We start from the raw sequence: 13,192 nt of genomic DNA on the forward strand, positions 1-13,192 counted from the left end.
GATGAAGCTCGTCGAACACTTCAAGCAGGGGCTCAACTCGCCCATCTGCCTGACCTGGGAACTCACCTACGCCTGCAACCTGTCGTGCGTGCACTGCCTGTCCTCGTCGGGCCGCCGCGACCCGCGCGAGCTGAGCACGCAGGAGTGCAAGGCCGTCATCGACGAGCTGCAGCGCATGCAGGTCTTCTACGTCAACATCGGCGGTGGCGAACCGACCGTGCGCTCCGACTTCTGGGAGCTCGTCGAGTACGCGGTGGACCACCAGGTGGGCGTCAAGTTCTCCACCAACGGCGTCAAACTCACGCCGGAGCGGGCGCGCTGGCTCGCCGCGACCGACTACGTCGACGTGCAGATCTCGCTCGACGGCGCGACCGCCGAGGTCAACGACCACGTCCGCGGCCCCGGCTCGTACGACACCGCGATGCGGGCGATGCGGAACCTCTCCGACGCCGGGTTCCGCGACTTCAAGCTCAGCGTCGTGATGACCCGGCACAACGTCGGGCAGCTCGACGAGTTCAAGGCCATCGCCGACCGCTACGGCGCCCAGTTGCGCATCACGCGGCTGCGCCCGTCCGGTCGCGGTGCCGACACCTGGGACGAGCTGCACCCCACCGCGGAGCAGCAGCTCGAGCTCTACGAGTGGCTCGTCGCCAACGGCGAGAAGGTCCTCACCGGCGACTCGTTCTTCCACCTCAACGCGCTCGGCTCGGACCCGCTGCCGGGCCTGAACCTGTGTGGCGCGGGCCGGGTGGTGTGCCTGATCGACCCCGTCGGCGACGTCTACGCGTGCCCGTTCGCGATCCACGAGGAGTTCCTCGCCGGCAACGTCCGCGACGAGGGCGGGTTCGCCGGGGTGTGGACGGGGTCCGCGCTGTTCGAGCGCCTGCGCGGCCCGCAGACCGGCGGCGCGTGCACGTCGTGCTCGGCCTACGACGCCTGCCAGGGCGGGTGCATGGCGGCGAAGTTCTTCACCGGACTGCCGCTGGACGGGCCCGACCCCGAGTGCGTCAAGGGGCACGGCGAGCTGGCCCTGCAGACCGTGGGCGCGCCCGCGCCACGGTCGCATGTGGACCATTCGCACCGCACGACCCGCCGGAGCCGCAAGGTCGCGGTGGACATCGGGTTCGGCCCGCCGTCCGACGGCGCCCGGCCGGACCGGGCCTGCGACACCAGCCCGCTCGCGGGGTTCCAGCCCGCGCGATGAGCAGGCTCGCCGGCCCCGTGCGGGTCGGCGGCCGTACCGCCCCGAGCCGGGTCCTCTTCGGTCCGCACGAAACGAACCTGGCCCGGGGCCGCCGGCTCGCCGACCGCCACGTCGCCTACTACCGGCGGCGGGCCGAGGGCGGTGCCGGGATCGTCGTCACCGAGACGGCGAGCGTGCACGACTCCGACTGGCCCTACGAGCGCGCACCGCTGGCCGCGCTGTGCGGTCCCGGTTGGTCGTCCGTCGCGGACGCCTGCCGTCCACACGGGACGCTGGTGGTGGCCTCGCTCGGGCACGCCGGCGGCCAGGGGAGTTCGGCCCACCACCAGTCGGCGCTGTGGGCGCCGTCCCGCGTGCCGGACGCGGTGAGCCGGGAGCTGCCGATGGCCATGGAAGAGCGGGAGATCTCGGCGCTCCTCGAGGGATTCCGTGACTCGGCCGCGCTGGCCGAGGAGTCCGGTGTGGACGGTGTGGAGATCGACGCCGGTCAGCATTCCCTGCTGCGGCAGTTCTGCTCGGGGCTGACGAACCAGCGCACCGACCGCTACGGCGCCGACCGGGGACTGCTGCTGCGCGAGGTGCTGGCCGCGGTGCGCGAGGTGATCGGCGACCGGATCCTCGGGCTGCGGCTGGCCTGCGACGAGGGCGCGCCGTGGGCGGGCATCACGCCCGCGTCGGTGCCCGAGGTGGACGGCGTGGACTACCTGGTGCCCGTGCGCGGCTCGGCGTTCGCGGACGCCCGTCCTGATCTGCGCACCGAGCCGGGGTTCAACTCGCGGATGTGCCGGGCGTTGTCCGGGCGCGTGCTGACCGTGTTGCAGGGCAGCGTGGTCGATCCCGCCGAGGCGGAGCGGTCACTGGAGTTCGCCGGGCTGGTCGAGATGACCCGCGCGCAGATCGCCGACCCCGACCTCGTCCGGCACGTGCGGGCGGGGACGCGGCCGCGGCCGTGCGTGCTGTCCAACCAGAGGTGCCGGGTGCGCGACCCGCGCAACCCGATCGTCAGTTGCATCGGCGAGCCGCGCAGCGGGCACGAGACCGAGGACCCGCCCGTGGGGGAGCCGGGTTCCGGCGAGGTGCTGGTCGTCGGCGGGGGACCGGCCGGGCTGGAGGCCGCGCGGGTCCTCGCGCTGCGGGGTTTCGACGTCGAGTTGACCGAGCGGGCCGAGCGGGTCGGCGGCATGGTCCGGGTCGCGGCGAGGGTCACCGGGCGGGACCGGCTCGCCGGGCTCGTCGACTGGCTGGAGTCCGAGGTCCGGCGCCTGGGCGTGCGCGTGCGGACCGGCGTGGAGACCACCGCGGCGGACGGGCGCCCGGTGATCGTGGCAACGGGCAGTGTCGCGGGGCCCCGCGACTACGCCGTCGACGGCGGGCGCGTGCTGGACGTGGTCGACGTGCTGACCGGGGCGGTGCCGGTGCCCGGCGGGCCGGTCGTGGTGCACGACCCGCTCGGCGACTGGGTCGGTGCGGGGGTCGCGGAACTCCTCGCGGCCCGGCACCCGGTGGCGATCGTCAGCCCGGACCCGGTGATCGCCACCCAGGTGGCCGACCTCGCCGAGGTCAACGCGCGGCTGCAGCGGGCCGGGGTCGCGCTCGCGAAGCGGTCCCGGCTGCGGGAGGTGTGTGCGGACCACGTCGTGCTGGAGGACGTGTTCACCGCGGAACGCCGTGCGCTGGCCTGCGCCGCTGTGGTCCATTGTGGACACCGATTGCCGAACGCGGCACTGGCCGGGCAGGCGGTCGGCGACGCGGTCGCGCCGCGGACGATCCACGAGGCCGTCCTGGACGGCCGTCGCGCGGCGGTGGCGCTGTGAGCCTGTTGTTCTCCCCGTTGCGGATCGGGCCCGTCGAGGTGCGCAACCGGATCGTGTTCGCCGCGCACCTGACCAACTACGCCACCGACGGGCTGCCGACCGAGCAGCACGCCGCCTACTACGCGGCGCGCGCGGCGGGCGGGACCGGGCTCATCGTGTCCGAGGAGCACGTCGTGCACCCGTCGGACCAGCCGTACGAGAAGGTGATCCGGGGCCACCGGCCGGAGGTCGTGCCGGGCTACCGGCGGATCACCGACGCGGTGCACGCGCACGGGGTGCCGATCTTCGCGCAGCTCAACCACAACGGTGGCCAGGCGTCGTCGATGTACACGCGGCGCCCGGTGTGGGCGCCCTCGCCGGTGCCGGACCCGCTGTTCCGGGAGGTGCCGAAGGCGATGACCGCCGCGGAGATCGCCGAGGTCGTCGCCGGGTACGGGCGGGTCGCGCGGCACTGCGCCGAGGGCGGCTTCGACGGCGTGGAGATCCAGTGCTCGCAGTCCTCGCTGGTCCGGGGGTTCCTGGCGCCGGGGACGAACCTGCGGACCGACGGCTACGGCGGGTCGCTGGCGAACCGGGCGCGGATCCTGCTGGAGATCCTCGACGTCGTGCGCGCGTCGATCGGCCCGGATCGCGCGCTCGGTGTGCGGTTGTCCGGCGACGACCTGGTCGCCGGTGGCGTCACGCTCGACGAGGCGGTCGAGGTGGCGCGGATGGTGGAGCCGGCCGTGGACTACCTGAACACCTCGGTCGGGGTGGCGACGTCGTCGCTGTACATGGTCGAGCCGTCGATGGCGGTGCCGCGCGGGTACGCCCTCCCGGTGGCCGAGGCGGTGCGGCGCGCGGTGTCGGTGCCGGTGGTCGGGGTCGGCCGGATCAAGTCGCCCGAGGAGGCCGAACGCGCGCTGGCCGAGGGGCGGTGCGACCTGGTCGGCGTCGTGCGCGGGCAGATCGCGGACCCGTCGTTCGCCCGGAAGGCCCGGGCCGGGCAGCCGGTGCGGACGTGCCTGTCGTGCAACCAGGAGTGCGCCGGGCGGATGGGGCTCAACCGCTGGCTCGGGTGCGTGGAGAACCCGCTCGCCGGCCGCGAGGCCGTGCCGCTGCCCGCGCCCGGGCCCCGTCCGAAGCGGGTGCTCGTGGTCGGAGGGGGACCGGCCGGCCTGCAGGCGGCGGCCACCGCCGCGCAGCGCGGCCACCGGGTGACGGTGTTCGAGCGCTCGGCCGAGCCCGGCGGGCAGATCGCACTGGCGGCGACCGCGCCGGGCCGGGCCGAGCTGGGTGACCTGGTGCGCAACCTGCTCGCCGACTGCGCGCGGGCCGGGGTCGCGGTGCGCACCGGTGTCGCCGCGACGGCGGCTCTGGTGCGGGACGAGGCGCCGGACGCGGTGGTGCTCGCGACGGGCGCCCGGGCGCGGTTGCCGTCGTGGGCCTCGGGGTTGCCGCGGGTGGTGCACGCGCGGGACGTGCTGTCCGGGGTCGCGCCGTCGGGGGAGGTGGTGGTGGTCGACGAGGTCGGTTTCCACCCGGCGACGTCGGTGGCGGAGCTGCTGGCCCGGCGCGGCTGCCGGGTGACGCTGTCGACACCCGGGATGGTGGCCGGGCAGGACCTGGGGATCACCCTGGACCGGGAGATGTTCGCCCGGCGCGCGCACGGGCTCGGGATCGCGGAGCGGACGGACGAGATGGTGCTCGCGGCCGCCGCGACGGAGGATGGGGGTGTGGCGATGCGGGTCCTGACGCACACGACCGGTGAGACCAGGGAGGTCCGCTGCGACTGGGTGGTGTGCGCGACGCACCAGGACCCCGAGGACGACCTGTGGCGCTCCCTGCGCGACGCGCCGTTCCCGGTCCTGCGCGCGGGTGACTGCGTCACCCCGCGACGCGCCCACGCCGCGATCGTGGAGGGCCACCGCGCGGGGGTGTCGCTGTGACGGGTGTCGTGGGAGGCTCCGGGCGTGGTGATGATCAAGTGAGCGGGCGGGTGGCCCTCGTGACCGGGGCGGCGCGCGGCATCGGCGCGGCCGTCGTGCACCGCCTCGCCGGCGAGGGGTGGCGGGTCGTCGCGGTGGATGTCGGTGAGGACCTGCCCGGGGTGCCCTACCCGCTCGGCCGGCGGGAGCAGCTCGCCGAGGTGGCCGCGAAGTGGCCCGGCCAGGTTCTCGACGTCGTCGCCGACGTGCGGGACCAGCAGGCCCTCGACGGGGCCGTGGCCACCGCCGAGGGCGAGTTCGGGGGCCTGGACGCCGCCGTCGCCGCGGCCGCCGTCATGGCCGGCGGGCGGCCCCTGTGGGAGACCACCGATTCCGAATGGGAATCGCTCTTCGCCTCCGGCGTGGACGGTGTCTTCCACCTGGCCCGCGCGGCCGTCCCGGCCCTGCTGCGCCGGCCGCAGCCGCGCACCGGGCGGTTCGTCGCGCTCGCCTCGGCCGCCGCGCACACCGGCCTGTGGCGCCTGGCCGGCTACAACGCCGCCAAGCACGCCGTGGTCGGCCTGATCCGCGGCCTGGCGACCGACCTGCGCGGCACGGGCGTCACCGCCACGGCGGTCTCACCCGGCTCGACCCGCACCAGCATGCTCGACGCCACCGCCGCCCTCTACGACCTGGACGACGTCGAGGAGTTCGCCCAGCACCAGCTCGCCGAGCGCCTGCTGGAACCCGAGGAGGTGGCCGCCGCGGTGTGCTGGCTGTGCGGCCCGGACGCCGGCGCGATCACCGGCACGGTGGTGCACGCGGACGGGGGGTTCACGGCATGACGACACTGCGGCTCGACCCGTCCACCAAGGCGGTCGGCGGCGGGCGCGTCCTCGTCGGCGGTGCGCCCCTGCGGGTCATCAGGCTGTCCGCGACCGGCGCCCGCCTGTTCGCGGCCTGGTGCGACGGCGAACCGGTCGGCGACAAGCCCCACCACCGGCGCCTCGCCGACAAGCTGATCCTCGCCGGCATGGTCCACCCCGCCTACGACGACGCGAAGCTGACCCCGCAGGACGTCACGGTCGTCGTCCCGGTCCGCGACCACGCCGACCGGCTCGCCGGGCTCCTGCCGCACCTGGCCGAGGTGCGCGAAACCCTCGTCGTCGACGACGGGTCCGCCGTTCCGGTGCCGCACGCCGTCGACCGGCACCCGGTCCCGCGCGGGCCGGCCGCGGCCCGCAACACCGGCTGGCGCAAGGTCACCACCGAACTGGTCGCCTTCCTCGACGCCGACACCCGGCCGGAACCGGGCTGGCTCGAGCCGCTGCTGGCCCAGTTCGAGGACCCGGCCGTGGTGGCCGTCGCGCCCCGCGTGCGGAGCGAACCGGGTGCCGGCACGCTCTCCCGCTACGAGCGGTTGCGGTCCTCTTTGGACATGGGACCGGTCCCGGCCCAGGTCCGGCCGCGCGGCCGCATCACCTACCTGCCGACCGCCGCGCTGGTCGTGCGAACCTCGGCGCTGCAGGCGATCCACGGCTTCGACGAGGAGCTGCGCTTCGGGGAGGACGTCGATCTGATCTGGCGCCTCGTCGACGCCGGCGGCTCCGTGCGGTACGAGCCGCGGTCCGAAGTGGTCCACGCACCGCGCAGCACCTGGCGTGGCTGGCTCCAACAGCGGTACAGCTACGGCACTTCCGCCGGCCCGCTCGCCCGCCGACACGGCCGCAAGGCCCTGGCACCGGTCCGCGTGTCCGGCTGGACCGCACTGGCGTGGCTCGCGATCGCCGCGGGACGCCCGAAAACCGGTGCCGCGATCGCGCTCGCCACCGCCGCTTTGTTGCCGCGCAAGCTGAAACCACTCGACGTGCCGGCCGAGGAGGCCCTCGGCATCGCGCTGCGCGGGCACGTCGCGGCGGGCCGGTTCCTCGCCGACGCCCTCACCGGCGCGTGGGGCCCGGTCGCGGTCCCCCTGCTGGCGCTGTCCCGGCGGGGACGGCGCGTGCTCGCCCTGGCCTACGCCCGCCACCTCCTCGACTGGGCGCGCACCCGGCCGGACGTCGGCCCGGCGCGGTGGCTGCTGGCGCGCGCCGCCGACGACCTCGCCTACGGGGCCGGGGTGTGGCGCGGCTGCCTGGCCGAGCGGCAAGCCGGTCCGCTGATCCCGGACCTGGCCAACTGGCCCGCTCGCCGCCCACCAGCACCCTCGACGGAGGCGCTGCGCGGCGCGGACTCGATCCGGAAACGCCGGTGAACCTCGCCGACCTGGCCTGGCCCGAACTGGGCGAGCGCCGCCTGCTGGCCGTGCCGCTGGGCGCGGTCGAGCAGCACGGGCCGCACCTGCCGTACACGGTGGACACCGAGATCGCGGTCGAACTGTGCCGTCGTCTGGGGCAGGCGCGGCCGGAGGTGGTCGTCGCGCCCGCGCTGCCCTACGGTTCCAGTGGCGAGCACGCCGGTTTTCCGGGCACCCTCTCGATCGGTCAGGAAGCAACGGAACTCGTCGTGACCGAACTGGTGCGTTCCGCCGACGCGTTCGCCGGGGTGTTGCTGGTGTCCGCGCACGGTGGCAACGCGTTCCCCCTGCACCGGGCTGTGAAGCGGCTGCGGTACGAGGGGCGCAACGTGCGCGCGTGGAGCCCCGACGGCCCGGCCGACGACTCGCACGCGGGGCGGCTGGAGACGTCGGTGATGCTGGCGCTGCGGCCGGAATCGGTGCGGACGCAGCGGTTCGAGGCGGGCAACACCGCGCCGTTGCCGGAGTTGATCGGGCGGTTGCGCTCGGAAGGGGTGCGCGGGGTGAGCCCGAACGGTGTGCTGGGTGATCCGCGCGGGGCGAGCGCGGAGGCGGGGCGCGCCGCACTCAGCCGTTGGACGGAAGCTCTACTTGATGTTGCCGCAACGCTTGCCAGAGATGGCATCATGGAGCAGTCGGTGCATGAGACCCCTGTCACAAAGAGGTGATCGGTGTGAAGACCAAGGCCGCCGTCCTGCATTCCGCGGGCAAGCCGTTCGAGATCGAGGAGCTCGAACTCGACGGTCCACGCGAAGGTGAGGTCCTGATCAAGTACACGGCCGCCGGGCTGTGCCACTCCGACCTCCACCTGATCGACAACGACCTGGTGCCGCGGTTCCCGATCGTGGGCGGGCACGAGGGTTCCGGCATCATCGAGGACGTCGGGCCCGGCGTCACCAAGGTCAAGCCGGGCGACCACGTCGTCTGCAGCTTCATCCCGAACTGCGGCACCTGCCGCTACTGCGCCACCGGCCGGTCGAACCTGTGCGACATGGGTGCCACGATCCTCGACGGTGGCATGCCGGACGGCAGCTTCCGCTTCCACCGCGGCGGCACCGATTACGGTGCGATGTGCATGCTGGGCACGTTCTCGGAGCGGGCCACGATCTCGCAGCACTCCGTGGTGAAGGTCGACGAGTGGCTGCCGCTGGAGACCGCGGTGCTGGTCGGGTGCGGGGTGCCGACGGGCTGGGCGTCGGCCAACTACGCCGGCGGGGTGCGCGCCGGCGACACGACGGTCATCTACGGCATCGGCGGGATCGGGATCAACGCCGTGCAGGGCGCGGCGCACGCCGGTGCCGCGAACGTGATCGCGGTCGACCCGGTGGCGTTCAAGCGGGAGAAGGCGCTCGAACTCGGCGCGACCCACGCGTTCGCGACGGCCGCCGAGGCCGCGGAGAAGGTCGCGGAGCTGACCTGGGGCCAGATGGCGGACCAGGCGCTGATCACCGTGGGCACCGTGGAAGAGGACGTCGTCACCGACGCGTTCAACGTGGTCGGCAAGGGTGGCACCGTCGTGATCACCGGGCTGGCTAACCCGGAGAAGCTGACGGTGCACCTGTCGGGCGGCGTGATGACCCTGTTCGAGAAGACGGTCAAGGGAACGCTCTTCGGGTCGGCCAACCCGCAGTACGACATCCTCCGGCTGCTTCGCCTGTACCAGGCGGGGCACCTGAAGCTGGACGAACTCGTGACGAAGCGGTACTCGCTCGAGGAGGTCAACGAGGGCTACCAGGACCTGCGTGACGGCAAGAACATCCGCGGGGTGATCACGCACGCGGCCGACTGAGGCCGGTTCTTCGGGTTTCGTGCTCCGGCTCCGGCTCCGGGCCCGGAGCCGGAGCCGGGCCGGGGTTGGGGTTGGTCCGGCCTGGTTCGCGGGCCGGGCCGGGTCGGTTCGCAGGGCTGGGGCTGGGTCGGTGGGCCGGGTCCGGGGCTGGTCCGGCTCGTTCACTGGTGCCGGTCCGGCTCGCTCGCGGTGCCGATCCGGTTCGTTCGCGGACGGGTCCGACCGGATCGCGGGTTCGGCGCCCGGCTCCGGTCCGGCTCGGTTCTGGTCCGGAGGGCTGAGGTCGGTTTCTCGGGTTCGGCTGGTTCAGTGAGGGCGGAGGCCTGTTGGCCTCCGCCCTCACTGTGTTTCCGTGGCCGTGGCCGTGGCCGTGGCCGTGCTGCCCGGCTGCGAGTCGAGGGCGCTCACTGGGCGATGGTGGTCGGGTGAACGGTCCATTCATCGCCGCGCGGTTGGCGCCTCCGCGAACGGGCGAGCCGGTGGGCGTGTGGTGAACTCACGGGTGGATCGTTCGTGCGCTCACGGGTGGATCGTTCGTGCGCGCACGCCGGGGTCCAGTCGATGGCGGTGTGGATGGGCCACTCGCGTCTTGGCCGGAGGGCTGGTCGTGGCCGTGCGAGAGGGACATTCGCGCCGCGGCGCAAGGGGCGAGCGGCGCCTGCCCGCCTCGCGCACTGGTCAGCGCCCCCGCGCAAGAAGCGAACGGCGCCCCCTCGCCTCGACTGATCAGCGGCACGGCCCCGCCTACCTCGCACACTGACACGGTCCCGCCTACCTCGCACATTGGTCAGCGGCGCGGCCCACCTGCCTCAACACATGATCAGCGGCACGATCTCACCCGCCTCATGCGCGGATCAACGCCGTCCCCACCGCCCTCCCCACCCGCCGGGCCATCCTGACCAACGCCCCACCCACGACCGACACCCGCCAACGCCACCCGCCACCCCGGAACACTGATCAACCACCGCACCGGATAGACCATCCAGCCCAACCTCGTGCGACGTTCGGCTGTGTTCGCGTCACAGTTCAGTGGCATGAGACTGTCATCCGGTCACAGAGATACCCCCTGGCGGCTACGGATCGTTGACCCTGCCTCCCCGGATTCCTATCGTGACCGCGATCAACGTGGATCTCGGAAGGACTACTCCATGGCGCTTCAACGTCGATCGCCCGCGGACGGGGACGGGGCTCCGGCCCTGGAACGGCGCCGGTTCCTGGGATACCTCCTCGCGGCGCCCACCCTCGCGGTCGCGGCGCGGCTCGGCGGTGACCTCGCCTCCCCGGCGCCCGCCGACGCCGCCATCCCCACCCTCCCCGGCCCCGCCGACATCCTCGACCTCGGCGACGCCCTCACCCTGGCCGCGATGCCGACCTCCAACCTCATCGCGATCCAGCTCAACCGTGACGACACGGTCTCCTTCGCGGTGCCCCGCGCCGAGGTCGGCCAGGGCATCACCACCACCGTCGCCATGCTCATCGCCGAGGAGATGGACCTCCCGCTGAGCAAGGTGGGCGTCAACCTCGCCGACGCGCGCCCCGAACTGGTCTTCAACCAGCTCACCGGCGGCTCCAACTCGGTCCGCTCCCTCTACAACCCGGTCCGCACCGCGGCCGCCATCGCGCGCGCCCGCTTGCTGGCCACCGCCGCCGAGCAGTGGAAGGTCGACGCCGCCACGCTCACCACCCGCGACGGTGTCGTCCGCTCGGCTTCCGGGCTGACCGCGTCCTACGGCTCGCTCGCCGAGGCCGCCGCCTCGTCCCGCACCGAGGAAACCACCGCGACCCTCAAGAAGACCTCCGAGTTCCGCATCATCGGCAAGCCCACGACCCGCATCGACGCGCTCGACGCGGTCACCGGGCGCAAGCAGTTCACGATGGACCTGCAGGTCCCGAACGCCAAGCCGACCATGGTCTGCCGCCCGCCCACGATCAACGGCACGGTCAAGGCCGTCCGCAACCTCGCCGAGGTCAAGGCGATGCCGGGCGTCACCGACGTCGTCACCGTCTCCTCCGGCGTCGCCGTCCGGGCCGAGACCTTCGGCCAGTGCATCGACGCCGTCCGAGCGCTCAAAGTGGACTGGGGTCCGGGCACAGTGGACGGTGAGTCCGACGCCAGTGTCGAGGCGAAACTGCGCGCCGCCGCCCTCCCGCTCGCCGTGCCGCCGGTGCTGACCCAGTCCATCGACGCCGAGTTCGTGTTCGCCTTCGCCAGCAACAGCGCGCTCGAGACCAACTGTGCCATCGCCGACGTCCGCGCCGACCGCGCCGAGATCTGGTCCGGCCTGAAGTCCCCGATCGTCGCGCAGGAACAGATCGCGACCATGCTCGGACTGCCCATCCCGGCGGTCAAGGTGCACGTCGTCACCGGCGGCGGTTCGTTCGGGCGCAAGCTGTTCGGTGACGCGGCGCTGGAGGCCGCGGAGATCTCGAAGAAGATGGGCAAGCCGGTCAAGCTCATGTGGCACCGCGCCGACGACGCCCGCCACGGCCGCACGCACCCGATGTGCATCTCCCGCGTCCGGGTCAACCACGCCCTGGGCAACGTCGTCAGCTACGAGCAGCGGCACACCAGCGTCACCACCGACTTCGGGCACGGCCTCGGCGAGATCCTCACCGCGGTCGCGGCGAAGCTGCCGGTCGGCGACATCGGGTTCTCCCAGACGGTGTTCATGCTGTCCACCTCGATGCCCTACAACTTCGGCGCCACCACCCAGCTGCTCAACGAGGTGCCGCTGAAGTTCCACACCGCGAGCATGCGCAACGTTTACTCGCCCAACGTGGTCTGCGCGCGCGAGCTGATCGTCGACCAGCTCGCCGCGAAGATGGGCCAGGACCCGCTGACGTTCCGCCGGAACTTCATCAAGGACGACCGCATCCGCAAGGTCCTGGACAAGGTCGCCGAGGTCGGCAACTGGGGCCGGAAGATGCCCGCCGGCACGGCTCAGGGCATCGCGCTGCACCACGAGTACAAGAGCGTCAGCGCCGTCCTGATGGAGATCGACTGCCGCCCGGAGACGGTGAACCGCAAGATCCGCAACGGTGTCGCCGGCCCGCGCGTCACCAAGGCGGTCGCGGTCGTCGACGCCGGCCTGCCGATCAACCCGCGGGGCCTGGAGGCGCAGACGATCGGCTGCGTCAACGACGGCATCGCCCTCGCGCTCACCTCGAGCCTGCACATCGACCAGGGCCTGCCGCTGGAAGCCAGCTGGGACAACTACTTCTACACCCGGCAGTGGAACACGCCGCCGGAGATGGAGGTCGTGGTCATGCCCGCCACGACGGGCGAACCGGGTGGCGCCGGTGAGCTCGCCGTCGCCAGCTCGTTCGCCGCGGCCGCCTGCGCCTACGGTCGCGCGGTGGGCAAGATGCCGACCCGCTTCCCGATCAACCACGGCACGCTCAGCTTCGAGCCGAAGCCGAAGGTGCCGCCGGTGCCCGAATCGCCGGTCGACGGCCTGTCCTACACGTTCTGAGGAGCCCGCGTTGTCCCAACACACTTTCACCGTCAACGGCAAGCGGGTCACCGTCGACGCCGACGACAAGGTCCGCCTGCTGTGGGTGCTGCGCGACCTGCTCGGCATCACCGGTCCCAAGTACGGCTGCGGTATCAACGTCTGCAAGGCGTGCACGAGCCACATCAACGGCAAGGCGTTCAACCCGTGCTCGGTGCCGGTGTCGGCGATCGGGCCGGACGACGAGATCACCACGATCGAAGGTCTGGCCGACCCGGCCACCGGTGAGCTGCACCCGATGCAGGAGGCCTGGCTCGACCGGGACGTCGCGCAGTGCGGGTACTGCCAGCCCGGTCAGATCATGGCGGCCATCGCGAAGGTGAAGCAGGCCCGCAGCGAGGGCCGGGAGATCAGCGACGCCGATTTCGAGGAGATCCGCAACATCTGCCGCTGCGGCACCTACTCGCGCATCCGCGAGGCGGTGAAGAGCGCCGCCGCCAAGATGTAACGCAGTCGCGCGCAGCGCGTCCGTTGAGGGCGGCGGTGGGTGACGGGTGGGCGTAAGGCAGTCGCGCGCAGCGCGTCCGTTGAGGGCGAGGCGAGCGACAGGTGTGCGTGACGCAACTGCGGCAAAAAGCCCCGCAACCTTCCGCGGTTGCGGGGCTTTTCCGCGCGGTTGGGCGACGTTGGACACTTTCGTGTTAGATGTCCACTCGCGAGCCCCAGCCCT

General features: G+C 72.8%; 9 protein-coding genes. All 9 read left to right on the forward strand.

Annotated elements, in window-relative coordinates:
• Position 1 precedes the first annotated feature (1 nt).
• The 9 genes from mftC (at position 2) to FB470_RS20360 (ending at position 12,970) form a co-directional block, all read left to right on the forward strand.
• Positions 2-1,204 carry a mycofactocin radical SAM maturase gene (mftC, locus tag FB470_RS20320; protein ID WP_306993781.1) on the forward strand — a complete coding sequence of 401 codons (1,203 nt, stop codon included), beginning with the start codon at positions 2-4 and terminating at the stop codon, positions 1,202-1,204.
• Positions 1,201-3,018: a mycofactocin system FadH/OYE family oxidoreductase 1 gene (locus FB470_RS20325; protein ID WP_306993783.1), complete on the forward strand. Its 1,818-nt coding sequence runs from the start codon at positions 1,201-1,203 to the stop codon at positions 3,016-3,018. Before mftC ends, FB470_RS20325 begins: the two co-directional genes overlap by 4 nt.
• Positions 3,015-4,946, forward strand: coding sequence for a mycofactocin system FadH/OYE family oxidoreductase 2 (locus FB470_RS20330; protein WP_306993785.1), 1,932 nt, complete (start codon positions 3,015-3,017; stop codon positions 4,944-4,946). The genes FB470_RS20325 and FB470_RS20330 overlap by 4 nt, the downstream gene beginning before the upstream one ends.
• A 38-nt stretch (positions 4,947-4,984) precedes the next feature.
• Positions 4,985-5,770: a mycofactocin-coupled SDR family oxidoreductase gene (locus tag FB470_RS20335; protein ID WP_306993787.1), complete on the forward strand. Its 786-nt coding sequence runs from the start codon at positions 4,985-4,987 to the stop codon at positions 5,768-5,770.
• A complete protein-coding gene (gene mftF / locus FB470_RS20340) occupies positions 5,767-7,179 on the forward strand; it encodes a mycofactocin biosynthesis glycosyltransferase MftF (RefSeq protein ID WP_306993789.1) in 1,413 nt (470 codons plus the stop codon). The genes FB470_RS20335 and mftF overlap by 4 nt, the downstream gene beginning before the upstream one ends.
• Positions 7,176-7,889: a mycofactocin biosynthesis peptidyl-dipeptidase MftE gene (mftE, locus tag FB470_RS20345; RefSeq protein ID WP_306993791.1), complete on the forward strand. Its 714-nt coding sequence runs from the start codon at positions 7,176-7,178 to the stop codon at positions 7,887-7,889. Before mftF ends, mftE begins: the two co-directional genes overlap by 4 nt.
• Before the next feature lie 5 nt (positions 7,890-7,894).
• Positions 7,895-9,010 carry an NDMA-dependent alcohol dehydrogenase gene (locus tag FB470_RS20350; protein ID WP_306993793.1) on the forward strand — a complete coding sequence of 372 codons (1,116 nt, stop codon included), beginning with the start codon at positions 7,895-7,897 and terminating at the stop codon, positions 9,008-9,010.
• Positions 9,011-10,158: 1,148 nt separating this feature from the next.
• Positions 10,159-12,483: a molybdopterin cofactor-binding domain-containing protein gene (locus tag FB470_RS20355; protein ID WP_306993794.1), complete on the forward strand. Its 2,325-nt coding sequence runs from the start codon at positions 10,159-10,161 to the stop codon at positions 12,481-12,483.
• 10 nt (positions 12,484-12,493) lie between these two features.
• Positions 12,494-12,970 carry a (2Fe-2S)-binding protein gene (locus FB470_RS20360; protein WP_306993796.1) on the forward strand — a complete coding sequence of 159 codons (477 nt, stop codon included), beginning with the start codon at positions 12,494-12,496 and terminating at the stop codon, positions 12,968-12,970.
• The last annotated feature ends 222 nt before the right edge of the window (positions 12,971-13,192 follow it).

Source organism: Amycolatopsis thermophila (genome assembly GCF_030814215.1).
Lineage (GTDB): Bacteria > Actinomycetota > Actinomycetes > Mycobacteriales > Pseudonocardiaceae > Amycolatopsis_E > Amycolatopsis_E thermophila.